Origin of the sequence: Mycobacterium sp. E2497 (genome assembly GCF_001668695.1) — a bacterium.
GTDB lineage: Bacteria > Actinomycetota > Actinomycetes > Mycobacteriales > Mycobacteriaceae > Mycobacterium.
Map to the genome: position 1 here is coordinate 20,955 of NZ_LZKD01000212.1, position 24,591 is coordinate 45,545.

A 24,591-nucleotide genomic window follows, 5' to 3' on the forward strand; every position below is an offset into this window, starting at 1 on the left:
GTGATCTATGACACTGCTGCAGGGGCCGCTGGCCGATCGCGATGCCTGGTCCGCCGTGGGCGAATGCGCGATCGAGAAGACGATGGCGGTGGTGGGCACCAAGTCCGCGATGCTGATCATGCGCGAGGCCTATTACGGCACCACGCGTTTCGACGACTTCGCCCGCCGGGTGGGCATCACCAAGGCCGCCACGTCGGCGCGGCTGTCCGAACTGGTCGAGCTGGGGCTGCTGAAGCGCCAGCCGTATCACGAGCCCGGCCAGCGCCGCCGCGAGGAATACGTGCTCACCCCGGCCGGCACGGACTTCATGCCGGTGGTGTGGGCGATGTTCGAGTGGGGCCGACGCCACCTGCCGGGACGCAACCGCCTGCGGCTCACTCATCTCGGGTGTGGCGCCGAGGCGAGCGTCGAAATCCGTTGCGCGGAAGGCCATAAGGTGCCGCCCGACGAGCTTGGCATGCGGCTGGCTAAGTCTGGTTGAGCGCGGCCAGCAGCCGGCGCGCGGCGGCCACCCGGCGGGCGGCGGGGCCGGACAGCGCGTCGAGCGCGCACTCCGGGTCGGCCGGAGGCCCCATGTGTCCGCAGCCGCGGGGACAGTCCTCGATCGCCTCGGCGAGATCCGAGAAGGCCATCAGCACGTCGTTTGGCGCGATGTGCGCCAGCCCGAACGAGCGGATGCCCGGGGTGTCGATCACCCAACCCGACGTGGCCAGCGGTAGCGCGACCGATTGGGTGGAGGTGTGCCTGCCCCGGCCGATGTCGGTGACCTCGCCGACGGCCCGTTCCGCCTCGGGCACAAGGCGATTCACCAACGTGGACTTGCCCACGCCGGAATGCCCGAGCAGCACGGTGATCTTGCCGGCGAGCAGGTCGGCGACCGCGAGCAGCGTATCGTCGCGGCCCGCGGCGACCACCGTCAGGTCCAGGTCCACGAACTGCCCGGCGAACGGCTCCGGGGGGGCGAGGTCGGTCTTGGTCAGGCACAGGATCGGCGTCAGCCCGCCGGCGTAGGCGGCGATCAGCGCCCGGTCGACCAGCCCGGTGCGCGGCGGCGGGTCGGCCAGCGCGACCACGATCAGCAACTGGTCGGCATTGGCGACCACCACGCGTTCGGTGGGATCGGTGTCATCGGCCGTGCGCCGCAGCACCGTTCGCCGTTCCCCGCGCCGCACGATGCGGGCCAGGGTGTCGGTGCGACCGGACACATCGCCGACGACGTCGACATCGTCACCGACCACGATCGGGGTCCGGCCCAGTTCCCGGGCCCGCATCGCCGTGACCCGCCGAGCGGGGTCCCCGCCGAGGACGCACCCCCAACGTCCGCGGTCGACGCTGACCACCATCGCGGCCTCGGCGTTGGCGTGCCCGGGACGAGTCTTGGTGCGCGGTCGCGAGCCCCTGCCGGAGCGGACCTTGACGTCGGACTCGTCGTAATCGCCGGGCTTCAAATATCGGACCCCAACATTCGCGCCCACAGCTGCGGAAACTCGGGCAGCGTCTTGGAGGTGGAGCCTATGTCGTCCACCTGGACCCCGGCCACCCGTAGCCCGACGATCGCGCCCGCCATCGCCATCCGGTGGTCGGCGTAGGCCCGCCAGGGGCCGGGCCGCAGCGGCGTCGCGGTGATCACCAGGCCGTCGGGTGTTTCGGTGCAGTCACCGCCCAGGCGGTTGATCTCGGCGCTGAGCGCGGCGAGCCGGTCGGTCTCGTGGCCCCGCAGGTGGCCGATGCCGGTGAGGCGCGACACCGATCCCGGCTTTGCCAGCGCGGCCAGCGCCGCCACCGCCGGGGTCAGTTCGCCGACGGCGCGCAGGTCGACATCGAAACCGGGGTAGCCGTCGTTGTCGGCGCAACCCTGCACCTCGAGAAACGAGTCATCCTGCGAGACAACGGCATTCAGCTTAGCCAGCACGGTCAGGATGTGGTCGGCGGGTTGCACGCTGGCCGCGGGCCAGCCGTTGATACGCACCGTTCCGCCGGTGACCACGGCCGCCGCCAGGAACGGCACGGCGTTCGTCAGGTCGGGCTCGACCTCCCAGTGCCGGGCCGCCACCGGGCCGGGGCGCACCCGCCAGCGGTTGGGCACGGAATCGTCGACGTCGACCCCGGCCTGCCGCAGCATCTGCACGGTCATCGCGATGTGCGGCGCCGACGGCAGTGTCGCGCCGGTGTGCTGCACGGTCAGGCCCTCGGCGAACGACGGCGCGCACAACAGCAGCCCCGACACGAACTGTGACGACGCCGAGGCGTCGATGGCCACGGTGCCCCCGGCGACCGCTCCGCTGCCGTGCACCCGGAAGGGCAGGCCCGCACCCTCGATCGGCACGCCCAGACCGCGCAGGGCGTCGAGCAGCGGCGCGATGGGCCGCACCCGGGCTTGCTCGTCGCCGTCGAACTCCACCACCGCCTCGGCCAGCGCGGCCAGCGGCGGGACGAAGCGCAGGACCGTGCCGGCCAGGCCGCAGTCCACCCGCGCGCCGGGTCCCGGCGCGATGCGGCCACTGACTGTCAGCTCGGACCCGCTGCCGTCGACGCGCAGGCCCAGGGCGAGCAGGGCGCCGATCATCAGGTCGGTGTCGCGGCTGCGCAGCGCCCCGCTGATGGTCGGGGTGCCGTTTCCCTGCGCGGCGGCCAGGGCGGCCAGCACCAGCGCGCGGTTGGTCTGCGACTTCGAGCCCGGAACGGTCACGGTCGCGTGCACCGGTTTCGGCGCGCTGGGGGCCGTCCACATACTCACGCGTCCATCATGGCGTGTCACCGACTTCTGCCACCATGGAAGGTATGTGTGGACGGTTCGCGGTCACCACCGATCCGGCGCTGCTGGCCCAGAAGATCAAGGCGATCGACGAGGCCACCGGCACCTCCGAGGGCGCCGGGGCGCCCAACTACAACGTGGCCCCCACCTCGACCATCGCGACCGTCGTCAGCCGGCACACCGACCCCGACGACGAGCCCACCCGCCGGGTGCGGCTGATGCGCTGGGGCCTGGTGCCCCCGTGGGCGAAGGCCACCGCCGAGGGGGCGCCCGAGACCAAGGGGCCCATGCTGATCAACGCGCGCGCGGACAAGGTCACCACCTCGCCCGCGTTCCGGTCGAGCGCCAAGTCGAAACGGTGCCTGATCCCGATGGACGGCTACTACGAATGGCGCGTCAACGACGCGGTCGCGGGCAAGAAGTCCCGCAAGACGCCGTTCTTCATGTACCGCGAGGACGGCGAGCCGCTGTTCATGGCCGGGCTGTGGTCGGTGTGGAAGCCTGCCAAGGACGCGTCGCCGCTGCTGAGTTGCACCATCATCACCACCGACGCGCCCGGCGAGCTGGCCGAGATCCACGACCGGATGCCGCTGGTGGTGCCCGAGCGGGAGTGGGATCGCTGGCTGGACCCCGACGCCCCGATCGACGAAAAGCTGCTCAGCCGTCCGCCCGACGTACGCGGCGTTCGCATGCGGGAGATCTCCACGCTGGTCAACAACGTGCGCAACAATGGGCCCGAGCTACTCGAGCCGGCCGGCCCGGAACCCGAGCAGGCCCGCCTTCTTTAGGCTGCTCTAGTTGCTGAGGACCAGCTTCCAGTTGCCGTTGACGTTGCGGTCCGGAATGCACCAGAAGTTGTTCCAGTTGCCCGGTGTCGAGGCCTTCACGCCCGGCCCGGCGTCCTGGCAGGCCTGACGGGTCGGGTAGTTGCCCTCGGTCTGAATCGTGTCGGCGTTGGCGCTGCCCACACCGGCGGTCATCAACCCGGAAAAGGCCAGCACACCGGCGGCGAAGAGTCTGTTGGTCGATCGTTTCATGTCGTCAACGGTATGTGGTGTTTGCTGATCACAAGCGATTTTTGCGGTTTCGTTTGTTAGGCGGTCAATCAACGTCCAGCGCTGCGCAACCATCGTCATGCGCTGGAATGCAACTGTTGCCTTGCGGTTGTCAAGAGGGATATTTCCTTTGCCGCTGAAATGGCGAATCATATTGGCATGACAACCACCGAAGACACTGTTTTCGAGGGACCACTGCAGCAACTTGCCCGCAGCGCATGGCAACTGGTCCTCTTTATCGGCATCCTGGCCGTGGCGCTGGGTGTCATCGTCCTGGCCTGGCCCGGCAAGACGCTGTTTGTGGCCGGTGTGCTGTTCGGCATCTATCTCGTGGTTTCCGGAATCGGTTACGTGTTCGCCGCTTTCGGCGCGCACACCGGTGCGGCGATGCGGGTGCTGGCGTTCCTGACCGGCGTCGTGTCGTTGGTGCTGGGGTTCTTCTGCTTCCGGGACCGGTTCGAGGCGGCCTGGCTGCTGGCCCTCTGGATCGGCATCAGCTGGGTATTCCGCGGGATGAGCCTGCTCGCCGCGGCGCTTACCTTCGACCACCTGCCCGGCCGCGGGTGGCAGGTCGTTTCGGGCCTGATCATCATCGTCGGCGGCGGAGTGCTGATCATCTATCCGCAGGATTCGATCGCGGTGCTGACCCTGGTCGCTGGGTGCTGGCTGATCGCCATCGGCATCGTCGACGTCGTCACCGCGCTCCAGATCCGCCACCGGCTGCGGGCGTGACGGTCCGCCGCTCACTCAGGCAGTTGTCGGTCGATCTCGAACGCCAGGCATAGCTCCGCGAGTTCTGTCGGCCGCGAGAGCGAGCGGCCGGTCAACTCCTCGATGCGGCGCAGCCGGTGCCGAACCGTGTTGGGATGACAGTAGATTCGGGCCGCGGTCTCGTTGGCGGAGCCGCCCGCCTGCAGCCAGGCGCCGAACGTCTGCAGCAACACGGTGCGCTCCTCGGCGGGCAATTCGTCGACCCGCCGCAGCAGTGCCGATTTGATCTTGCCCATCACCTCAGGCGCGCTGACCGCCGCGACCGCCAGTGGCGTCCCGTCGAAGACGGTGACGAGTGAGTTCCCCGAACGCCTCTGGGTCAGTGCGATTCGCGCGAACCGCAGCGCGCCGGTGGTCTCGGCCAACTCATGGAAGGGGGGACTGATGCCGACCCGCGCCGTCGCGGCGTGCCCGAGCACGTCGACCAGGGTGCCGAGCGTGCCGGACGGCGCCGGATTGCGGACGTGGACGATTCCGGCGTGCAGGTCGGGCAGCAGCCGCCACGCCGAGCGGATGTCCCGGGCCCACAGCTTGTTCTCGATCGCCGGCAGGCCGACCCTTCCGATCGCCGGCAGCTCCGCGGCCACGACGACGTAGGGGCCCGCGGTCGGTAGCCGCAGCAACTCCGCCGCCTCCCAGAGGCTGTGGCCGCCGGTCATCCGCCCCGACAACAGCGCCTCGACCAAGGCGGACCGCTCTTCCTCGCGCTGAAACATCTGCGCGGTCAGCTGCTGGCGGTACGCACCGCTCATCGCGTCGGTGAACGTCTCCTGCGCGAAGAAGACCCGCGAGGTCGCGTCCAGGATCGAATCGGTGGGTATGCGCTCGGCCCTGGCGGTGGCGAGCGTCTGCTCCCACATGAACCGGAAACCGATCCGGTACGCGGTCATGACCGCCGGTAGGGGCACCCCCGCGAGCGCGCGCTCGGCTCCGGTTCGCTCCGCCGGAGCAACGTCGACATCTGTGTCGCCGGCGAGCGCGTGGAAGATGAAAGTGACGTTGGCTGCACAACTTTCGGCGACCTGGTCCGTCGTCACGAGGCCGCCGTCGCGGTACGCGTCGATCTCGCGACACAGCACCTCTGCCATCGCCCTGCCCAATTCGGGGGCTCTGGCCAGCATGAGCCTGCCCAGTCGGACCACCTGCGGGTCGACTGCGTCGCCGCTTGGCGCGGCGCAGGGCTGCGATGCGACGCCCATACGCGAAAACCCTAGGCCAGTGCCCGGGCGAATGTGGGCGGTAACACCAAACGGGCCTGGTCGTTGTCAGCGCGGACATTGTGGCGCTAGCTGCGTGCAATCACGCTTTAGACAGGCACTACAACAAATCCGGAGCGTCCATGACCGCGTTGAGCGACAACCTGATCTCGTCGAGAGAACGGCACCCTGAGCGCATCGCGCTGCGTTGCGACGACCTGACATTCACCTTCGCCGAACTCCACGCCGCCGCGTCTCGGGTGGCGACGCTGCTGGAACGGGCGGGGATCCGGCCCGGCGATCGGGTCGGTGTGATGCTGCCCAACACACCGGCCTTCGCGGTCGCGTTCTACGGCATCATGTACCGCGGCGCCGTCGCGGTCCCGATGAACCCGCTGCTGAAGGAACGGGAGATCTCCTACTACCTGTCGAACAGCGGCGCCACCGCACTGTTCGCAACGCTGGCTTTCGCCGCGGAGGCCACCGCTGGCGCCGCGCACGTCGGGGCGCAGTGCTGGCTGGTCGATGACCCGGGCCTGACGGAGCTGATCGCCGGCGTGCCCAAGCAGACGACCGCGGTCAAGCGCGGCGACCATGAGGTCGCGGTCATCGTGTACACCTCGGGCACCACTGGAAAACCCAAGGGCGCCATGCTTACTCATGGCAATCTCGGGCGCAATGCCGAGGTCGGCGTCCGCACCCTGCTCGAGGCGGGGCCGGACGATGTGGTGATGGGCTGCTTGCCCCTCTTCCATGTCTTCGGTCTCACCTGCGGGCTCAACGTTTCGGTCCGCGCGGGTGCCATGCTGACACTCATTCCTCGGTTCGACCCGCTCAAAGCCCTCCAAGTGATCGAGCGTGACGCCGTCACGATCTTCGAGGGGGTGCCGACCATGTATTCGGCGTTGCTCGGCGTGGCGGACAAGGCATCGACGGGCGCGATGCGGAGCTTGCGGACCTGCGCCTCCGGCGGGGCGGCACTGCCCGTCCAGGTCCTCACGGACTTCGAGAAGGCCTTCGAATGCGCGGTTTTGGAGGGCTACGGGCTCTCCGAGAGTACGGCCGTCGCCGCCTTCAATCATCCCGATCGACCGCGCAAGGCCGGCTCGATCGGCACCCCGATAGAGGGTGTCGAGATGCGGGTCGTCGACATGGGCGGCGCCGAGGTGCCACAGGGCCAGACGGGAGAGATTCAGATCCGCGGCCACAACGTGATGAAGGGCTACTGGAACCTGCCCGACGCGACACGGGCCGCCATCACGCCCGACGGCTGGCTGAACACCGGCGACGTCGGACGCGTCGACTCCGACGGCTACTTCTACATCGTCGACCGGACCAAAGACATGATCATTCGCGGCGGATACAACGTCTATCCGCGCGAGATCGAGGAAGTGCTCTACGAGCACCCAGCGGTGGCCGAAGCCGCCGTCGTCGGCGTCCCGCACGACTTCCTCGGCGAGGAGGTCGGCGCCGCCGTCGCGCTCAAGGACGGCACCGCCGTGACGACCGACGAACTGGTCGAGCACGTCAAGGCGCGCGTGGCCGCGTACAAGTACCCGCGTTTGGTGTGGCTCGTCGACGCGCTGCCCAAGGGACCCACCGGCAAGGTCCAGAAGCGCGACATCACCGTTCCCGCAACAGAAAGCACGCGATAACCATGATCACCAAAACCGCCAAGCCCGACGAGCTCGCCGTCCCGCTAGACCTGCTGCTGACGAGCGCCACCAAGCCGTTTGTCAGCAGGATGCTGCCCGACGACACCTGGACCCGCTTCGCCGTCAGCCTCGCCAAGCAGCCCGGCGCGGTGGCCGGCCGGATCGGTGCGCTCACGCGCGAGCTCGGTGCCGTCGCCGCGGGCAACTCGCACCGGGCGCCGGCGCGGGCCGACAAGCGATTCGCCGACCCGGCCTGGGAGCAGAACCCGGTGCTGCACCGGATCATGCAGGCCTACCTCGCCGGCGCGGAGACCGCCGACGGGCTGCTCGCCGACGCCCAGCTGGACTGGCGGGACCAGGAGCGGATGCGCTTCGTCGTCGACAATCTGGTCGAGGGCCTGGCCCCCAGCAACAACCCGCTGATCAGCCCGCTGGGTTGGAAGGCGGCGATCGACACCGGCGGCCTGAGCGCGCTGCGGGGCCTCAAAGCCTTTGCACGGGACATGCTTTCGAAGCCGCGGGTGCCCGCGATGGTAGAACCCGACGCCTACGTCGTGGGCGAGACCTTGGCCCTCACCAAGGGAGCGGTCGTGCTGCGGACGTCGATGTTCGAACTGATCCAGTACGCCCCGCAGACCGCGAAGGTGCGTGAGGTCCCGCTGCTCATGGTGCCGCCGGTGATCAACAAGTACTACATCATGGACATCGCGCCCGGGCGCAGCATGATCGAGTACTTCGTCGCGCAGGGGCAGCAGGTCTTCGTCATCTCCTGGCGCAATCCGCAGAAGCGGCACCGGGATTGGGGCTTCGACGCCTACGGGGCGGCGATCATTGAGGCGATGGACGCGGTCGAGACGATCAGCGGGACCGACCGCGCCCACCTGCTGGCCACCTGCTCGGGCGGCATCCTGGCCGCGATGACCGCGGCCCACCTGGCCGAGATCGGCTACGGCGATCGGGTGGCCGGCCTGAACCTGTCGGTCACCGTGCTGGACGAGAATCGGGCGGGCCTGGCTGCCGCGGTGATGAGCGACCGCGCGGCCCAGGCGGCGGTCCGGGTCTCGGCCCGAAAGGGCTACCTGGACGGACGCGACATGGCCGAGATGTTCGCCTGGCTGCGGCCGACCGACCTGGTGTGGCGGTACTGGGTGAACAACTACGTCCAGGGTCGCAAGCCGGCGCCGTTCGACGTGCTGTTCTGGAACGCCGACACCACCCGGATGACGGCGGCGCTACACCGCGACATGGTGCTGATGGCCGTGCGGAACGCGCTCGTCACCCCTGGCGGGGTCGAGATGCTCGGGACGCCGGTGGACCTGTCGAAGGTCACCGCCGACGCCTATGTCGTCGGCGGTGTGGCCGACCACATCTCGCCCTGGCAGGCCACCTACCGCAGCGCACGGCTGCTCGGCAGCAAGGACAACCGGTACGTGCTGTCCACCAGCGGCCACATCGCGGCTCTGGTCAACCCGCCCGGCAACCCCAAGGCTTCCTACCGGACCGGTCCGGTCGACGTCGAGGATCCGCAGCAGTGGCTGGAGTCGTCACAGCAGTCCACAGACTCCTGGTGGCCGGACTACGTGGAGTGGCTCGCCGAGCGCAGCGGCCCGGAGGTCGATGCCCCGAAAGCCCTTGGCGGCGAGGGTCTTCCACCTCTGGGACCGGCTCCCGGCGGCTATGTGATGGAAAAGTGAGCAAGGGTCGCGCACCGCAGAGGCGCCTGCGCGTGGTAACGCCGAGCACCATCGGCGAGGAGCGCTATCTCAGCGCCGGCGGGCAGCGAATCCGGGTCAACGTCCGTCGGGGAACGGGGGTCCCGCTGGTGCTGTGCAACGGCATCGGCGCCAGCCTCGAGGTGCTCGATCCGCTGGTCGAGCAGTTGCCGATGACCGTGGTGAGGTTCGACGTGCCGGGCACCGGGGGGTCGCCGACCTCGCCCCTGCCCTACGGGTTTCCCTATCTGGCCTGGGTGTTGGGTCGGGTGTTGTCCAAACTCGGCATCGGCGTGGTCGACATCTTCGGGCTGTCCTGGGGCGGCGCGCTGGCGCAGCAGTTCGCGTTCCAGAACCCGCGCCGATGCCGGCGCATGGTGTTGGTGGCGACGGGCACCGGCATCCTCATGGTGCCGGCCAGCCCCTTCGTGCTGGCGAAAATGGCCACCCCGCGCCGGTTCTCGGATCCCAACTACGCCGCTTCGATCGCCGGCGACCTCTACGGCGGCACCGTCCGCGCCCACGGTGAAGACGTGGCGAAGCTGTTCGTGCGGCAGCTGCACGCCGGTTCGAAGATGGGCTACCTGCACCAACTGCTCGCCGGGTCGGTCTGGACAAGCCTGTTCGCGCTGCCCGCGGTGCGACAGGAGACGCTGATCGTGTCGGGCACCGATGACCCGATCATTCCGGTGGCCAACGCCCACATCCTGCACAGGTTGCTGCCCCATGCGATTCTCCACCTGCATTCGGGCGGTCACATCGACATCGTGCACAACGCGACCGAACTCGCTCCCGTCATCGAGGGCTTTCTGAGCGAGGCGGGCGAACGCTCCTAGGCGTGGATCTCTGCGGTGACCGCATTCGTCAACCGGATCAGGTCCTGCGGTGACACCCCGACGTCCCAGCCGCGGCGCCCGGCGCTGCAGTACACCCGATCCCAGGCCTGCGCGCCCGCGTCCACAACGGTCGGCAGGGCCTTGCGCTGCCCGAATGGCGACACGGCGCCCAGCACGTAGCCGGTGGCCCGCTCGGCGGCGGCGGGCTCGGCCATGCTCGCCCTGGCCGCCCCGAGCGCCGCGGCGGCCGCCTTCAGCGAAAGGCGGGCCGGCACCGGCAGAATCGCGACCGCCAGGCCGCCGGGGATCGCGATGACCAGGGTCTTGTAGATCTGCTCGGGCGCGATGCCACGCTCCTTTGTCAGCGCGTGCACCGCCTCGTCGCCGAACGAGCGTGCCCGCGGATCGTGATCGAACCTGACAACCTGGTGCGGCACACCGGCTTTCGTCAGCGCCGCCAGCGCCGGCGTGGCGGCGCGGGCCACCGCTGCGCCCCCGCTAGGGACCGGTGTATCCCGGCGGGTTCACGCCGTCGACCCAAAAGTCGACGCCGAGCTCGCCGCCGGGCACGCAGTTGTACACCGACAGGTCGGTGACGCCGGACTCCACCAGCACGTCCTCGCACAACAAGGTGTTGCCGGTGTACTCGCGGGCGGGCTTGTTGAGGATGAGGTAGGCCGCGTCGGAGTACACCTCCGGCTTGCGGGCGCGTCCCATCGCCTCGTCGCCGCCGAGCAGGTTCTGCACCGCGGCGGTGGCCACCAGCGTCCGGGGCCACAGCGTGTTGGACGCGATGCCCGCCTCGCGCATCTCCTCGGCGATCCCCAGCGCGCACAGGGTCATGCCGAACTTGGCCATCATGTACGCGGTCGGCTTGAGCCACTCCTTGCCGAGCAGCACCGGCGGGGACAGCGTCAGGATGTGCGGGTTCTGCGCGGCCTTCAGGTGCGGGATGCAGGCCTGCGACACCGCGTAGGTGCCGCGCACCTGGATCCCGTTCATCAGGTCGAACCGCTTCATCGGCACCTCGGTGATGGACCCCAGGTTGATCGCCGAGGCGTTGTTGACGCAGATGTCGATGCCGCCGAACTGCTCGACGGTCTTGGCCACCGCGGATTCGACGGATTCCGGATCGCGGACGTCCCCGACGATCGGCAGGGCCTGCCCGCCCGCCTCCTCGAGCTCCTTGGCGGCGGTGTAGACCGTGCCCGGCAGCTTGGGGTGCGGTTCTGCGGTCTTGGCGATCAGGGCGACGTTGGCACCGTCTTGTGCGGCGCGTTTGGCGATCGCCAGGCCGATACCGCGGCTGGCGCCGGAGATGAACATGGTCTTGCCATTCAGGGACATGGCGTCACATTAACGTCCGGCCGCGCGCGCCCGGACCGGGGGACGGGCGGCCCCGGATTCGGTGGGAATGAGCACGTCGGCCGCCGCTGTTGAAGCAAGCGGTCTCTGATGTTATGGGGCGCACCCGGGCAGACACTGTCGGTGCCAGCCTCTAGATTGGGAGGAGCGGTTTGGTGTCAGCGGCGACGAGCCTGTTGGACCGTCCAATGGGTGGTGCCGAGCAGTTGGCTTGCTTTCCTGCAAGCCCGGTGGCGCTTTCAGTGCCGCCCGGCGACACCGCAGCAGAAGGGACCGGGGTTATCGAGATGGCCGACACAGACGGCGCGACAGCACGCGAGCTTCCCGATCCCGCCCCGCAGGAGACGGACGCGGAGCTGATGGCGCGTTTCGAGCGCGACGCGATCCCCCTGCTGGACCAGCTCTACGGCGGCGCGCTGCGCATGACGCGCAATCCGGCCGACGCGGAAGACCTGCTGCAAGAGACGATGGTGAAGGCGTACGCGGGGTTTCGTTCCTTCCGGGCGGGCACCAACCTCAAGGCCTGGTTGTACCGCATCCTGACCAACACCTACATCAACAGCTACCGCAAGAGGCAGCGCCAGCCGGCCGAGTACCCGACCGAGGAGATCACCGACTGGCAACTGGCGTCCAACGCCGAGCACTCGTCCACCGGGCTGCGCTCGGCCGAGGTCGAGGCGCTCGAGGCGCTGCCCGACACCGAGATCAAGGAGGCGCTGCAGGCGCTGCCGGAAGAGTTCCGGATGGCCGTCTACTACGCCGATGTCGAGGGCTTCCCCTACAAGGAAATCGCCGAGATCATGGACACACCCATCGGGACGGTAATGTCACGGCTGCACCGCGGCCGCCGTCAACTGCGTGGGTTGCTGGCTGACGTGGCCAAGGAGCGGGGCTTCAACCGCGGCCACCAGGCGCACGAGGAGGTGTCGTCATGAGCGAGTTTTCCAGCCCGAGCGACACGTGCCCCAACGACGACGCTCATGGCGCCGTCGGCTGCGCCGAGGTGATCCGGCAGGTCTGGCTCCTGCTCGACGGGGAATGCACGCCCGAATCGCGGGACCAGCTGCGCCGCCACCTCGAAGCGTGCCCGGGCTGCTTCAAGCACTACGGCCTCGAGGAACGGATCAAGGCGTTGATCGCCACCAAATGCCGGGGGGAGAAGGCGCCGGAAGGCCTGCGCGAGCGGCTACGGCTGGAGATCCGGCGGACCACCATCATCCGCGAGAGGCAGTAACGGTCCTCAGGCGTTGGGCCGCTTGCCGTGGTTGGCTTTGCTGTGCTTGCGGTCGCGCTTCTTACGGCCTCGTTTGGCCATGGTCGAATCCTCCGTTGATTGGTCTTTGATCCGGGCGCCCGGCGCCCGTGAGCCTGCCGCACAGTCTCTCACGGAAGTCGACGGCGGCGACAACGGCCCGTGCGCCGCGGCCGGAAGCGCGGTCCTGTGGTTCGATATACACCGAGCCTGACGGAAGCTTGATGACCAGCAGCCGGCCTCGCAATGGCCGAAACGAGTGGGGTGAAGATGGCCGAGGATGTCCGCGCCGAGATCGTGGCCAGCGTGCTCGAAGTCGTGGTGAGCGAGGGTGACCAGATCGGCAAAGGCGACGTCGTGGTCTTGCTGGAGTCGATGAAGATGGAGATTCCCGTCTTGGCCGAGGTCGACGGCACCATCAGCAAGGTGAGCGTCTCGGTGGGCGATGTCATCCAGGCGGGCGACCTGATTGCCGTGATCAGCTAGCCCCCGAAACAGTTGGACCCGTCCGTTGCCGGGGATGCCCGGGGAGTGAGTGATGTCGACGCTCGGTGATCTGCTTGCCGAACACACCGTGCTGCCCGGTAACGCCGTGGACCACCTGCACGCGGTGGTGGGGGAGTGGCAGCTGCTGGCGGACCTGTCGTTCGCCGACTACCTGATGTGGGTTCGCCGCGACGACGGCATGTTGGTGTGCGTGGCGCAGTGCCGGCCCAACACCGCGCCCACGGTGCTGCTCACCGACTCGGTGGGCAGTGTCGTCGCCGCCGACCGGCTGGCGCTGGTGGCCGGGGCTTTCGAGTTCGGCGCGCCACAGCGCAATTACGATGCGGGCCAAGAGGATTCGCTGCTGCCCGGCCCACACGTCGAGGCCTCGCCGGTGCGGTACGGCGGCAGCGTGGTGGCCGTGCTCACCCGGCATCAAACCGCGGGCGCGGCCGACCGCACGTCCGGCCAACTCGAGACCGCCTACCGGGAGTGTGCGAGCGACCTCGTCCACATGCTCGCCGACGGCACCTTTCCCGACGTGGGGGATGTCGTCATGTCCCGCTCCACGCCCCGGGCGGGCGACGGTTTCATCCGGCTGGACGTCAACGGCGTCGTCGCGTACGCCAGCCCCAATGCCGTGTCGGCCTACCACCGGATGGGCCTGACGAGCGAGCTGGAGGGCCGCAACCTGGTCAAGGTGACGCGGCCGCTGATCTCCGACCCCTTCGAGGCCCAGGAGCTGGCCGAGCACGTGCTCGACCTGCTGGCCGGCGGGAAGAGCATGCGGATGGAGGTCGACGCCGGCGGCGCCACGGTGCTGCTGCGGACGCTGCCGCTGGTGGTCAACGGCGGTGGCGCCGGGGCGGCGGTGCTGATCCGCGACGTCACCGAGGTGAAGCGCCGCGACCGGGCGCTGATCTCCAAGGACGCCACGATCCGCGAGATCCACCACCGGGTGAAGAACAACCTGCAGACGGTGGCGGCGCTGCTGCGGCTGCAGGCCCGCCGGACGGTCAACGCCGAAGGGCGTGAAGCCCTGATCGAGTCGGTGCGGCGGGTCTCGTCGATCGCCCTGGTGCACGACGCGCTGTCGATGTCGGTCGACGAACAGGTGAACCTCGACGAGGTGATCGACCGGATCTTGCCGATCATGAACGACGTGGCGTCGGTGGACCGGCCGATCCGGATCAACCGGGTCGGTGACCTGGGTGTGCTGGACTCCGACCGCGCGACGGCCCTGATCATGGTGATCACCGAACTGGTTCAGAACGCGATCGAGCACGCGTTCGACCCGGCGGCCGAAGCCGGGTCGGTGACCATCCGCGCCGAGCGGTCGGCCCGCTGGCTCGACGTCGTCGTCCACGACGACGGCCGCGGGTTGCCGGAGGGCTTCAGCCTGGAGACGTCCGACAGCCTCGGCCTGCAGATCGTGCGGACGTTGGTGTCGGCGGAACTCGACGGCACGCTGGGCATGCGCCAGGCCCCGTCCCGCGGCACCGATGTGGTGCTGCGGGTGCCGATCGGTCGGCGGACCCGCCTGGCGTTGTAGGCGCCGCGCGACCCACACAATAGTGCGGCCCCGACTTTCGTCGAGGCCGCACTATTTGCTCTGACTGGGTCAGACTCCGCTACGGGCCTTCGTCCGGGCATTGCGACGCTTGAGTGCGCGCCGCTCGTCTTCGCTCATGCCGCCCCAGACGCCCGAGTCCTGGCCGGTGTTCAGGGCCCAGGACAGGCAATCCGTGGTCACCGGGCACCGATTGCAGACCAGTTTCGCGTCAGCGATCTGCGCGAGCGCCGGGCCGCTGTTCCCTACCGGGAAAAACAGCTCCGGGTCCTCGTCACGACAGACCGCCTTGTGGCGCCAATCCATACGTTCTTACTCCTCACTGAGTGCGCAGCAAGGCGCACGGCCAATTTTCTTCGGCTGTTAACGCGTGCACAAGAAAAGGGTCCGTACCCCTATCTAAATTTCTGCATGCAACCTTTTGATCGTTTCACAGGCTCAACAGAAGTCAATAGCACCGAGTTAGCTCGTGGGCTATCTCACTTTGATCATTCCGTAGCCGAGCCCTTACACAGTTGTACTACACTGACTGGCCACTCTTGCGGAAAAGCTTCGTCTGTTGGCCCGCGGCGGCTTCGTCGCCGCAGCTCAGAGCGGATTTTTTCGAGGCGGCGCGACGACGGCCAGCGCGTCCGGCACCGCCCGGTACGTCATGGTTTCGCGCACCCCGAGGTAATCCCCGTCGAACTGGCAGGCGACCGGGCCGCCGGTCGACGTGACACGCACGCAGGGGACGTCGTCCGCGGTGATGAGGTGGTCGAACTCGAACTTGGGCCGCTTGGCGAACATCTGCCGCACGATCCGCAGGGTGGGGATGGTTTTCATGGTGGTGGGCGCGAAAACCCCCAGGCCCGTCTCGAAGGTGCAGCCGGGATTGGTCCAAACCGGCCGGTCGTTGGCGAACGTCCAGGGGCTGGAATTGGACACGAACGCGAAGCTGACCCCGGTGACGGGTTCGCGGCCGGGCAGTTCGAGGGTGAGCATCGGTTCACGGCGGGTGTAAGCCCACACGGCGGGTATCGCCGCGCGGATGTAGCGCCACGCGGTCACCTTCCCGCCCTTGTCGCGTTCGGCCTCGACCGCGGCGACCACTTCCGCGTCGACACCCATCCCGGTGTTGAACACGGCCCACCGCTCGCCGCAGTCGATCAGGCCGATGCGGCGCCACATGTGGTGGCGGTGGTAGTCGTCGAGCAGCTGGATGAGCTGGTTGGTGGCGGCCACCGGATCCCGGGAGATGCCCAGCGACCGCGCCAGCACGTTCGCCGAACCGCCGGGGACCACCGCGACCGCCGGCACCGGACCGATCGGTCCAGAAGCGGCGCCGGGACGGCCGAGCAGGCCGTTGACGACCCCGCTGACGGTGCCGTCGCCGCCGTGCACCACGACCAGGTCGACGCCGTCCGCGACCGCCTTCTCCGCGAGTTCGGTGCCGTGACCGCGGTGATTGGTGTGTTCGACGGTGAGCTGCAGGCGGCTTTTGAGCGCGTGCGCCAGCAGGTCGCGACCGGCCGGGGTGGTGGACGTGGCTGTGGGGTTCACGATCAGCACGGCGCGCATGAGGCACGAGCTTATGCGGGAGCCTTAAGGCGACGCTGTGGGGAACGCCCCGCCGCCGCGGGTGACTACGCTGACGCGGGTGACAGGTTTGCGCCGCTACCCGGGGGGCGTCCCATCCGCTGTGCGCGGCGCCGGCCTTCTGGTGGCGGTGCAGGGGGTGGCCGCGCTGGTCATGGCGGTCGTGCTGGTGGTGCGCGGCATCGCCGGGGCCGACCAGCACGTGGTCAACGGGCTCGGCACCGCCCTGTTCTTCCTGGTGGTCGGGGCGGTGGTGCTGGCCGCCGGGCGCGCGCTGACGCTCGGCAAGCGCTGGGGCCGAGGGCTTGCCGTGATCACCCAGCTGCTGCTCCTGCCGGTGGCGTGGTACCTCACGGTCGACTCGCACCGGCCCGTCTTCGGGATTCCCGCGGGCCTCGTGGCGCTGGCCGTGTTGGGGCTGCTCTTCAGCCCGCAGGGGGTGCGCTGGGCCGCCGGCGGCGATCAGCGCGATTCGGCCAGCTCGGCCAACCCGGGGCCCGACAGCCGGTAGGTGGTCCACTCGCGCTGCGGTTCGCCGCCGACCCCGTCGTACAGCGTGATGGCGTCGGCGTTCCAGTTCAGCACCGCCCAGGACAACCGCGTGTAGCCCCGGTCGAGGCATTCGGCCGCCAGGGTCGCGAACAGCGCGCGGGCCAGGCCGCGACGGCGAAACCCCGGCCGCACGAACAGGTCTTCGAGGTAGATGCCCGCCACGCCGTCCCAGGTGGAGAAGTTGAGAAACCACAGCGCCATCGCGGCGATCTCGCCGTCGACCTCCGCAAGGTGCCCATACACCGTCGGGGTGGCGCCGAAAAGCGCTGCGGCAATTTGTTTTTCCGTGACAGTGCACTGATCCGCGGCGTGTTCGAATTCGGCCAGCGCGTGAATCATTTCGGTGATCGCACCGGCGTCTTCGGGCGTGGCGCGGCGAATGGTCATTGCTTGACGTCCAACGCGTTGAGGATGGTGGCGAATTTCGTTGTAGTTTCCGCGACTTCCTGATCGGGGTCGGATTCGGCGACGATCCCGCCACCGGAGCGGGCGATCGCGCTGCGGCGGTCCGCCGACAGTTGCGCGCAGCGGATGGACACCACCCAGCGGCCGTCGCCGCGCGCGTCACACCAGCCCACCGCCCCCGCGTAGAACCCGCGGTCGCCCTCCAGCTCGGCGATGAGTTCGACCGCGGCCTTGGTCGGCACCCCGCCGACCGCCGGTGTGGGGTGCAGAGCAAGGGCCAAATCGATTGCCGTGGTGGATGTTTCGCGCAGACGTCCGCTGATCGGTGTGCACAGGTGCCACACCGCCGCGGTGCGGCTCAGCTCGGGCTCGGCGGCGATCGTCAGCTCGTCGCACAGCGGCTCCAGCGCGGTGCGGATGGTCTCGATGACCAACTGATGCTCGTGCCGGTCCTTGGCCGAACCGGCCAGCGCGGCGCCGTGGGCAGCGTCGACGTCGGGATCGGCGGCGCGGGGTGCCGAACCGGCGAACGGCCGGCACGTGACGCGGTCCCCGGAGCGCGCCACCAGAAGCTCCGGGCTGGCGCCCACCAGCGCCGCGCCGGCGTAGTCGTCGCCGGCGCCGGTCAGGTCGACGAGGTAACCGTATGCTGCCGGGTCCGCGGTGATGAGCCGGCGCAGGATGACGCGGGCGTCCAAGGGGCCCTCGGCGACCAGTCGCAGCGCTCGGGACAGCACGACCTTGCTGAGCGGGCTGTCGGGCGCGATGAGTTCGTCGCGCGCGCGGGCGACGCGGCGGCGGTAGTCGTCCGGCGACGGGTCTGCGGCGGCGACACGCACCGCCGGCAGCGGGTCGCTCGGCCAGTCCGGCGGCGCGTCGCTGCGGCGCACCGCCTGGGGCGTCAGCAGCGCCGCGGGCCGGCCCACGTCGAAGGGCAACGCGCCCAACACAATTGGCACAGAGCCCGAACGCAGCGCGTCCTGCGCGGCCGCCGCGTCGTGGTAGCGCTCCCGCACCCCGTCGGCAACCAGGGTCTGCGTCGGTCCGCACAGCGCGAACGGCGGTTCGTGGTTCACCCGGGCTTGATCGCCTGCGGCTGGGCGGTCAGGCCGAGCGCGGCGAGCTGTCGCACGCCGTGCTCGAAACCGCACACGGCGAGGGAGCCGGCCAGCATCCAGAAGCGGCTGCCCTCGACGAGCGGCAGCTCCACCCAGCGCGTGATGACCGAGCGGGAGAAGTGGCTGTGCCCCACGAACACCACGTCGCGCGACTCCATGTGCTCCAACGCGAACGCGACGGCCCGGTCGGCGCGTTCGCTGACTTGGGCCACGCTCTCGCCGCCGGGGCATCCGTGCGTCCAGACCAGCCAATCGGGGACCGATTCGTGGATCTGGGGTGTCGTCAGGCCCTCGTAGGAGCCGTAATCCCATTCGGCGAGCAGGGGAGAGACCTCGTCGACGGCCAGCCCGGCCAGCTTGGCGGTGGTCAGCGCGCGGATGCGCGGGCTGCTGACCACCAACGGGTCGGTGAGGTTCAGTTCGCGCAGGACGCGGCCGGCGAGCTCGGCCTGGACGCGGCCGGTGTCGGTGAGCTCGAGGTCGGTCCGCCCCGTGTGCTGGCCGGATTTCGACCATTCGGTCTCCCCGTGGCGGAGGAGGACCAGTCGATGGTTGTGCAAGCCCATATCGACCGATTCTGCCGGACGACATGCCGGGCCCGTCGGCCGCAGCGTTGGACGATCGAACATGTCAGGATGGGCACTGTGACCGTGGCAACAGGAGGGGCGGGCGCTGGTGAGTAAGACCCGGGTGTTGGCGGTGGCCAACCAGAAGGGCGGCGTCGCCAAAACGACGACGGTTGCCTCGCTGGGCGCGGCGATGGTCGACGAGGGTAAGCGGGTGCTGCTGGTCGACCTGGATCCGCAGGGCTGCCTGACGTTCTCGCTCGGCCAGGATCCCGACAAGCTCCCGGTGTCCGTGCACGAGGTGCTGCTCGGCGAGGTCGAGCCCAACGCCGCGCTGGTCACGACGATGGAGGGCATGACGCTGCTGCCGGCCAACATCGACCTGGCGGGAGCCGAGGCGATGCTGCTGATGCGCGCCGGCCGCGAGTACGCGCTCAAACGCGCGCTGGCGAAGCTCGCCGACGACTTCGACGTGGTCATCATCGACTGCCCGCCGTCGCTGGGTGTGCTCACGCTCAACGGCCTGACCGCCGCCGACGAGGTGATAGTGCCGCTGCAGTGCGAGACGCTCGCGCACCGCGGCGTCGGCCAGTTCCTGCGCACGGTCGCCGACGTCCAGCAGATCACCAACCCGGATCTTCGGTTGCTCGGCGCGTTGCCGACGTTGTACGACTCGCGGACCACCCATACCCGCGACGTGTTGCTGGACGTCGCCGACCGCTACAACCTGCCGGTGCTGGCCCCGCCGATCCCGCGGACGGTGCGTTTCGCCGAGGCCAGCGCCTCGGGCTCCTCGGTGATGTCGGGGCGCAAGAACAAGGGCGCGTCGGCCTACGCCGACCTGGCGAAGGCGTTGCTCAAGCACTGGAAGACCGGCAAGCCGCTGCCGACGTTCGCCGTCGAGGTCTAGCGGGCGCGGTTGTGCGCCTGCGGCTTTGATTGTGCGCCGACGGCGCGGCACGTCGGCGTGCCGCCGCGGCGAGCGCACCCGCGATATCAGCCCAGGGCCACCACGGCGTCGCCCCGCTGCTCGAACACCTGGGATCCCGCGACGGCCGGGACGACCGCGCGTCCGGGCTGGCCCGGCGCCCTGTTCACCGGGATGTAGCGCTCGTTGGCGCCACTGACGGGGTCGTAGACCCCGATCGCGCCGGTGACGGGCACCAGCAGCCGGCCCGCCATCATCGCGCCCGGCCCCAACGGCGCGGTCGTCGCGCCGGCGGCGATGGTGTAGCGCAGCGTCAGGTTGCCCGTCTCGAAAGCCATCACCGAATCGCCCGTCCACCAGGTGATCAGGCTGCCCGCGTGCGAAACCGCCCCCGGGCCGGACGGCGGCTTGGGCAGCAGGGTGCTCGACACGGTGGTGCCCGTTTCGTCGACCACGTCCACCCGCGGCTGCGGGGCGGGCAGATACACCGCCGTGTTGCTCTCCCAGACGGCCAGCACCCGGGCGCCCGAGTCCGCCGTGATCCCGGGTTCGGCGACGACGCGCTGCTGGGGTTCGTCGTCGTCCTTGCCGGGCCGCAGCAGCACCAGCCGCAGGTCGGCCTGGTTCACGCAGCTCTCCAGCACCGACACGGCCGACGAGCTGGCCGCCGCCGAGACCAGCCTGCAGCCGGAGTGCAGCCCGCGCGTCGGGGGCTTCACCCGCGCGTCGGTCTCGCCGTAGGCCACCATCCGGACCATGTCCGAGCGCCACAGTTCCACCCGAGTGTCGCCGGCCGACAGCACGGTGGTGCCGTCGGAGGACAGCCGCACGCGCGGGTCGGCGTAGCCGCTGCGGGCGGGCCCGCGGCGGCCCGTGGAACCGTCGAGCGTGCTCACCTGGCCGCATCCACGGTCGTCGCGGTAGACGGCGACGGCGAAGTGGTAGACCCAGGAGACCCCGCACAGGTCGCTGTCGCGCTGGTAGCTCCAGCGAGACAGCCCGGACCGGGGGTCGCGCCCGTCGACCCGGTGGCCGTCGCCGGTGATCACCGTGCCGCCGACCGCCACCGGTGCGGTGGTGGCCGGACTGGGCGCGGTCCACAGCTCCTTGAGCGTGGCCGGCACCTGCCGGGCGGGATTCTGGTTGGCCGCGGCGACAGCGGCCGGGCGGCTGATGGTGGCCCGGGCGTCGCTGGTCCACCAGATCAGCGAGGCGACGGCGGCGACCACGACCGCGATCGCCGCGGCGGCCACGATGTCGCCCTTGGTGCGGCGTTCGGGTCTGACCATCCGTGGGCGCGCGGCCTAGTTGGCGTGCGCGCCGGCTTCGGCGGGCTTGCGGCGCCGGCGCCGACGCCGGCTGGTCCCGGTGTTGCCGGACCCCTCGGCGGCGGCTTCGCCGCTGGTGGCGTCGGCAGCGGCGTTCCCGCCGGGGTGCCCGGTGACGGGCTGGCCGCCGCGGGTGCGCCGCCGCGGCGCGCCGGTCCGGGCACGCCCGGACCGCTCGGCCTTCTGGCCGTCACGCTCGGTGTTGCGCCGTGGGCCCTGCGGCTTCTTGGGCGCGCCGACGGTGCCGGTCGTCTCGGCGGGGATACCCAGTTCTTCGTAGAGGTGCGGGGAGCTCGAGTAGGTCTCGGCGGGTTCGGGGCAGTTCAGCCCCAGGGCCTTGTCGATCGTCGACCAGCGGGGCAGCTCGTCCCAGTCCACCAGGGTGACCGCGACGCCGGTCTTGCCGGCGCGGCCGGTACGGCCGATCCGGTGCACGTAGGCCTGCTCGTCCTCTGGGATCTGGTAGTTGATGACGTGCGTGACGTCGTCGATGTCGATACCGCGCGCGGCCACGTCGGTGGCGACCAGCACGTCGATGTCTCCTGACCGGAATGCCTTGAGCGCCTTCTCTCGGGCGACCTGGTTCAGGTCGCCGTGCACGGCGCCGACCTTGAAGCCCCGCTCGGCCAGCTCGTCGGCGACCTTCTGGGCGGTGCGCTTGGTGCGGGTGAAGATCATGGTGGCGCCGCGGCCCTCGGCCTGCAGCACGCGGCTGACCAGCTCGATCTTGTCCAGGGCGTGGGCGCGGTAGACGAACTGCTCGGTCTTGTCGTGCACCGCCGACGAATGCGGTGCCTCCGCCCGGATGTGGGTGGGCTGCTTCATGAACGTGCGGGCCAGCGTGATGATGGGCCCCGGCATGGTCGCCGAGAACAGCATCGACTGCCGGTCGGAGGGGATCTGGCGCAGGATGCGCTCGATGTCGGGCAGGAAGCCCAGGTCGAGCATCTCGTCGGCCTCGTCGAGCACCAGCACCGAGAGCCCGCCGAGCTGCAGGTGGCCCTGCTGGGCCAGGTCGAGCAGTCGGCCGGGGGTGCCCACCACGACGTCGGCGCCGGCGCGCAGCGCGTCGATCTGGGGCTCGTAGGCACGCCCGCCGTAGATGGAGATGACCGCCAGCCGTCGGCCGTCCTCGGCGGTCAGGTACTTGGCCGCGGTGGCCAGGTCCTCGGTGACCTGCACGCAGAGCTCGCGCGTCGGCACCACGATCAGGGCGCGTGGCGTCCCATTGAGCGGGCGCGTCGCGGCCTGGGCGGTGATGCGCTGCAGCAGCGGGACGCCGAAGCCGAACGTCTTGCCCATGCCGGTGCGCGCCTGGCCGATAAGGTCGTCGCCGGCGAGCGCCAGCGGCAGGGTCAACTCCTGGATCGCGAAGGGCCGCTCGATGCCCTTTTCCGCGAGGGCGCGCACGATTTCGTCGCGGACGCCGAGGTTGGCAAAGGTCAATTCAGTTGTGCTGGTCAGTGTGCTCATGCGTGGGTAGTACGCCTTTCGGTGACATATCGGTTTGTGTCGGTGTTTCTCTGTCGCGGTCACGCGCGCACGAGTTCCGACTCCGAATACGTCGCCGAGTCGCCGGCCCTGCTCGGGGCGGGCCAGCTGTGCACGCACATTTCGCCGATAGCGGCTCTTATCGCGGAAACACAGCCGCTATCTCCATACATGATAGCCGGTCGACAGCTGGCCCCATTTTGCGCCAGGTCCGCCGACTACAGTGTTGCCATGACCCGGCCCTCTTGGCAGCCCTCCGAAGCCGACCTGGAAGCCGACCGAGGGGACGGTCCGCCCGCCCCTCGCCTGCCGGCCGACCACCCGGGCGTCAACGAGTTGTTCGCGGTCCTGGCGTACGGCGAGATCGCTGCGTTCTATCGGCTGACCGACGAGGCTCGGATGGCCCCCAACCTGCGCGGACGGATCTCGATGGCGAGCATGGCCGCCGCCGAGATGCAGCACTACGAGCTGCTGCGCGACGCCCTGGAGGCCCGCGGGGTCGACGTGGTGTCGGCGATGTCGAAGTACGTCTCGGCGCTGGAGAACTACCACCGGCTGACGATGCCCAGCACGTGGCTGGAGGCGTTGGTCAAGACCTATGTCGGCGACGCGCTGGCCGCCGACCTGTACCTGGAGATCGCCGACGGGCTGCCCGACGAGATCGCCGGCGTGGTGCGGGCGGCGCTGTCGGAGACCGGGCATTCGCAGTTCGTCGTCGCCGAGGTGCGCGCCGCGGTGACCGCCAGCGGCAAGCAGCGCAGCCGGCTGGCGCTGTGGTCGCGTCGCCTGTTCGGTGAGGCGATCACGCAGGCGCAGTACCTGCTGGCCGACCATGACGAGCTGGTCGACCTGGTCGTGACGGGCACCGGCAGCCTGGGCCAGCTCAGCGCCTTCTTCGACCGGCTGCAGCAGACGCACGACCGGCGGATGCGTGAACTGGGTCTGAGCTGACGCTCAGCCGTGATCGCAAGCGCGGTGCAGCCGGGCGCAGCGGGTCACGGCCATCGGACTGAGCCGTGATCGCAAGCGCGGTGCAGCCGGGCGCAGCGGGTCACGGCCATCGGACTGAGCCGTGATCGCAAGCGCGGTGCAGCCGGGCGCAGCGGGTCACGGCCATCGGACTCAGCGCGCGCAGGTCGCCAGGCTCGAGTTGTTGGCCGACGCGGCCACCAGTTGCCCCGAGGCGTTGACGATCGAGCAGTTGAGCCGCCCGTAGAAGCTGGTCGCGACCACCGACGGGTTCTGCACGCCGGGATTCAGGATCACCGCCTTGGTCCACGGCAGCGACACGTTGAACTCGGTCTGGGAGTAGCCCTGCCCATCGGTGTAGACGATGTTGACCAGGTCCAGCAGCTGCTTGGTGCCGGTGACGCTGTAGACGACGGTGCGCGGGTTCAGCGCGGCCGACGGCGGGGGCGTCAGCGTCAGGGGCGGCGTGGCGGTCGGCGTTCCGGTGGGCGCCAGGCTGGGTGATGCGCTGGGCGGCGGGGTCACCGTGGTGAACGTTTCGGGCGGCAACTGGGCCGTGCGCGAGGGGCTGGGCTGCGCGCTGGGCGCGGCCGAGCTCTTCGTGGTCGCCGGCGCGGACGTCACCGGCTGGGGCGCCGGCGCCAGGGTGGCCTTGGTCGAGGCGCTGTCGCCGCTGTTGATGATGACGGCGGTCGCGATCGCGCCGACGGCCACCACGGCGCCCAGGATCGCCGTGGCCGGGCACCAGCGCAACTCGGCCGGCCAGCCGGTCCAGGTGTAGTCGCCCTCGGGGTAGGAGTCGGCTTCGTAGAGCTCATCGGTCTCGTCGTCGGGGTAGTCCCGCACCCTGTCGAGATCGGCCAGTGTGGTACCCATGGTGCCGAAGTTAGCGATGTGAAAGCACGGATCGGCCGTCGAACCCCGCAGTGCACACAGCTGGAAGCGAATCGTTATCCGCCCGCGACCGGGGCTTCGCCCGCCGCGAACCGCGTGGCGGGGACCG

At 69.6% G+C, this 24,591-nt stretch carries 28 protein-coding genes; 13 read left to right on the forward strand and 15 right to left on the reverse strand.

The genetic code is table 11. From position 1 onward, the window contains the following. Positions 1-7: 7 nt before the first annotated feature. Entirely contained in the window at positions 8-481 is a 474-nt protein-coding gene (locus A5713_RS19275; protein ID WP_067918908.1) for a helix-turn-helix domain-containing protein, read from the forward strand. Here the strand turns inward: A5713_RS19275 and rsgA are convergent. Continuing rightward, on the reverse strand, positions 468-1,448 hold the full coding sequence (rsgA, locus tag A5713_RS19280) for a ribosome small subunit-dependent GTPase A (protein WP_068098015.1): 981 nt from the start codon (positions 1,446-1,448) through the stop codon (positions 468-470). The two genes, A5713_RS19275 and rsgA, sit on opposite strands and share 14 nt — an antisense overlap. After that, on the reverse strand, positions 1,445-2,737 hold the full coding sequence (gene aroA, locus A5713_RS19285) for a 3-phosphoshikimate 1-carboxyvinyltransferase (protein ID WP_102418597.1): 1,293 nt from the start codon (positions 2,735-2,737) through the stop codon (positions 1,445-1,447). The genes rsgA and aroA overlap by 4 nt, the downstream gene beginning before the upstream one ends. A gap of 44 nt (positions 2,738-2,781) precedes the next feature. Between aroA and A5713_RS19290 the strand changes: the two genes are divergently transcribed. Then, positions 2,782-3,543: an SOS response-associated peptidase gene (locus A5713_RS19290; RefSeq protein ID WP_068098017.1), complete on the forward strand. Its 762-nt coding sequence runs from the start codon at positions 2,782-2,784 to the stop codon at positions 3,541-3,543. A 6-nt stretch (positions 3,544-3,549) separates the two neighbouring features. Here the strand turns inward: A5713_RS19290 and A5713_RS19295 are convergent, their stop codons facing one another. Next, a complete protein-coding gene (locus tag A5713_RS19295) occupies positions 3,550-3,792 on the reverse strand; it encodes a hypothetical protein (RefSeq protein ID WP_068098018.1) in 243 nt (80 codons plus the stop codon). A gap of 177 nt (positions 3,793-3,969) precedes the next feature. On the opposite strand from A5713_RS19295, the gene A5713_RS19300 reads away from it, so the two are divergent. Next, positions 3,970-4,542, forward strand: coding sequence for an HdeD family acid-resistance protein (locus A5713_RS19300; protein ID WP_068098019.1), 573 nt, complete (start codon positions 3,970-3,972; stop codon positions 4,540-4,542). Positions 4,543-4,553: 11 nt separating this feature from the next. Here the strand turns inward: A5713_RS19300 and A5713_RS19305 are convergent, their stop codons facing one another. Further along, positions 4,554-5,780 carry a CdaR family transcriptional regulator gene (locus A5713_RS19305; RefSeq protein ID WP_068098020.1) on the reverse strand — a complete coding sequence of 409 codons (1,227 nt, stop codon included), beginning with the start codon at positions 5,778-5,780 and terminating at the stop codon, positions 4,554-4,556. 140 nt (positions 5,781-5,920) lie between these two features. On the opposite strand from A5713_RS19305, the gene A5713_RS19310 reads away from it, so the two are divergent. From A5713_RS19310 to A5713_RS19320, 3 genes are read left to right on the forward strand one after another with little or no spacing between them, the layout of a single operon-like run. Continuing rightward, on the forward strand, positions 5,921-7,432 hold the full coding sequence (locus tag A5713_RS19310) for a long-chain fatty acid--CoA ligase (protein WP_068098021.1): 1,512 nt from the start codon (positions 5,921-5,923) through the stop codon (positions 7,430-7,432). A gap of 2 nt (positions 7,433-7,434) precedes the next feature. Then, positions 7,435-9,126 (forward strand): alpha/beta hydrolase, encoded by a 1,692-nt coding sequence (locus A5713_RS19315; protein ID WP_068098022.1) that lies wholly within the window; start codon positions 7,435-7,437, stop codon positions 9,124-9,126. A 32-nt stretch (positions 9,127-9,158) separates the two neighbouring features. Then, on the forward strand, positions 9,159-9,980 hold the full coding sequence (locus A5713_RS19320) for an alpha/beta fold hydrolase (RefSeq protein WP_231980524.1): 822 nt from the start codon (positions 9,159-9,161) through the stop codon (positions 9,978-9,980). On the opposite strand, the gene A5713_RS19325 is transcribed toward A5713_RS19320, so the two are convergent. Beyond that, positions 9,977-10,465, reverse strand: coding sequence for a YbaK/EbsC family protein (locus A5713_RS19325; protein ID WP_068098023.1), 489 nt, complete (start codon positions 10,463-10,465; stop codon positions 9,977-9,979). The genes A5713_RS19320 and A5713_RS19325 overlap by 4 nt on opposite strands. Positions 10,466-10,478: 13 nt before the next feature. Next, positions 10,479-11,327: an NAD(P)-dependent oxidoreductase gene (locus A5713_RS19330; protein WP_068098024.1), complete on the reverse strand. Its 849-nt coding sequence runs from the start codon at positions 11,325-11,327 to the stop codon at positions 10,479-10,481. Between the two features lie 305 nt (positions 11,328-11,632). On the opposite strand from A5713_RS19330, the gene A5713_RS19335 reads away from it, so the two are divergent. Both A5713_RS19335 and rsrA read left to right on the forward strand, forming a co-directional pair. Further along, the gene (locus A5713_RS19335; protein ID WP_068098025.1) at positions 11,633-12,280 is read left to right on the forward strand and encodes a sigma-70 family RNA polymerase sigma factor; all 648 of its coding nucleotides are present in this window, start codon (positions 11,633-11,635) and stop codon (positions 12,278-12,280) included. Continuing rightward, positions 12,277-12,579: a mycothiol system anti-sigma-R factor gene (gene rsrA / locus A5713_RS19340; RefSeq protein ID WP_067926816.1), complete on the forward strand. Its 303-nt coding sequence runs from the start codon at positions 12,277-12,279 to the stop codon at positions 12,577-12,579. Before A5713_RS19335 ends, rsrA begins: the two co-directional genes overlap by 4 nt. Positions 12,580-12,585: 6 nt before the next feature. Here rsrA and A5713_RS29745 read toward each other — a convergent pair whose 3' ends face one another. Next, complete coding sequence (locus A5713_RS29745; RefSeq protein WP_011728008.1) at positions 12,586-12,660, reverse strand: 50S ribosomal protein bL37; 75 nt, start codon at positions 12,658-12,660, stop codon at positions 12,586-12,588. 207 nt (positions 12,661-12,867) lie between these two features. Here A5713_RS29745 and A5713_RS19345 point away from each other — a divergent pair, with 207 nt between their 5' ends. Together A5713_RS19345 and A5713_RS19350 are read left to right on the forward strand one after the other, a co-directional pair. After that, positions 12,868-13,083: a biotin/lipoyl-binding carrier protein gene (locus tag A5713_RS19345; RefSeq protein ID WP_067926821.1), complete on the forward strand. Its 216-nt coding sequence runs from the start codon at positions 12,868-12,870 to the stop codon at positions 13,081-13,083. 52 nt (positions 13,084-13,135) lie between these two features. Beyond that, positions 13,136-14,635: a sensor histidine kinase gene (locus A5713_RS19350; RefSeq protein WP_067926813.1), complete on the forward strand. Its 1,500-nt coding sequence runs from the start codon at positions 13,136-13,138 to the stop codon at positions 14,633-14,635. 69 nt (positions 14,636-14,704) lie between these two features. Here the strand turns inward: A5713_RS19350 and whiB1 are convergent, their stop codons facing one another. Continuing rightward, on the reverse strand, positions 14,705-14,959 hold the full coding sequence (gene whiB1 / locus A5713_RS19355; protein WP_007168139.1) for a transcriptional regulator WhiB1: 255 nt from the start codon (positions 14,957-14,959) through the stop codon (positions 14,705-14,707). A gap of 282 nt (positions 14,960-15,241) precedes the next feature. Beyond that, positions 15,242-16,213, reverse strand: coding sequence for a diacylglycerol kinase family protein (locus A5713_RS19360; protein ID WP_067926811.1), 972 nt, complete (start codon positions 16,211-16,213; stop codon positions 15,242-15,244). An 88-nt stretch (positions 16,214-16,301) separates the two neighbouring features. On the opposite strand from A5713_RS19360, the gene A5713_RS19365 reads away from it, so the two are divergent. Beyond that, positions 16,302-16,742 (forward strand): hypothetical protein, encoded by a 441-nt coding sequence (locus A5713_RS19365; RefSeq protein ID WP_082973040.1) that lies wholly within the window; start codon positions 16,302-16,304, stop codon positions 16,740-16,742. Here the strand turns inward: A5713_RS19365 and A5713_RS19370 are convergent. Genes A5713_RS19370 through A5713_RS19380 form a run of 3 tightly spaced genes read right to left on the reverse strand, consistent with a single transcriptional unit; the run spans position 16,694 to position 18,872 of the window. Continuing rightward, positions 16,694-17,170 carry a GNAT family N-acetyltransferase gene (locus A5713_RS19370; RefSeq protein ID WP_068098026.1) on the reverse strand — a complete coding sequence of 159 codons (477 nt, stop codon included), beginning with the start codon at positions 17,168-17,170 and terminating at the stop codon, positions 16,694-16,696. The genes A5713_RS19365 and A5713_RS19370 overlap by 49 nt on opposite strands. Next, positions 17,167-18,264 carry an isochorismate synthase MenF gene (locus tag A5713_RS19375; RefSeq protein ID WP_068098027.1) on the reverse strand — a complete coding sequence of 366 codons (1,098 nt, stop codon included), beginning with the start codon at positions 18,262-18,264 and terminating at the stop codon, positions 17,167-17,169. The genes A5713_RS19370 and A5713_RS19375 overlap by 4 nt, the downstream gene beginning before the upstream one ends. Then, on the reverse strand, positions 18,261-18,872 hold the full coding sequence (locus A5713_RS19380) for an acid phosphatase (RefSeq protein ID WP_067926801.1): 612 nt from the start codon (positions 18,870-18,872) through the stop codon (positions 18,261-18,263). Before A5713_RS19380 ends, A5713_RS19375 begins: the two co-directional genes overlap by 4 nt. A gap of 109 nt (positions 18,873-18,981) precedes the next feature. On the opposite strand from A5713_RS19380, the gene A5713_RS19385 reads away from it, so the two are divergent. Continuing rightward, the gene (locus A5713_RS19385; protein WP_068098028.1) at positions 18,982-19,782 is read left to right on the forward strand and encodes a ParA family protein; all 801 of its coding nucleotides are present in this window, start codon (positions 18,982-18,984) and stop codon (positions 19,780-19,782) included. Positions 19,783-19,868: 86 nt separating this feature from the next. Here A5713_RS19385 and A5713_RS19390 read toward each other — a convergent pair whose 3' ends face one another. Further along, positions 19,869-21,089 (reverse strand): hypothetical protein, encoded by a 1,221-nt coding sequence (locus A5713_RS19390; RefSeq protein WP_068098029.1) that lies wholly within the window; start codon positions 21,087-21,089, stop codon positions 19,869-19,871. Between the two features lie 15 nt (positions 21,090-21,104). Beyond that, positions 21,105-22,601, reverse strand: coding sequence for a DEAD/DEAH box helicase (locus A5713_RS19395; RefSeq protein WP_068098030.1), 1,497 nt, complete (start codon positions 22,599-22,601; stop codon positions 21,105-21,107). Positions 22,602-22,850: 249 nt separating this feature from the next. Between A5713_RS19395 and A5713_RS19400 the strand changes: the two genes are divergently transcribed. Next, on the forward strand, positions 22,851-23,570 hold the full coding sequence (locus tag A5713_RS19400; protein WP_067921335.1) for a ferritin-like fold-containing protein: 720 nt from the start codon (positions 22,851-22,853) through the stop codon (positions 23,568-23,570). A gap of 171 nt (positions 23,571-23,741) precedes the next feature. Here the strand turns inward: A5713_RS19400 and A5713_RS19405 are convergent, their stop codons facing one another. Continuing rightward, positions 23,742-24,464: an MmpS family transport accessory protein gene (locus A5713_RS19405; RefSeq protein WP_068098031.1), complete on the reverse strand. Its 723-nt coding sequence runs from the start codon at positions 24,462-24,464 to the stop codon at positions 23,742-23,744. Positions 24,465-24,591 lie beyond the last annotated feature (127 nt).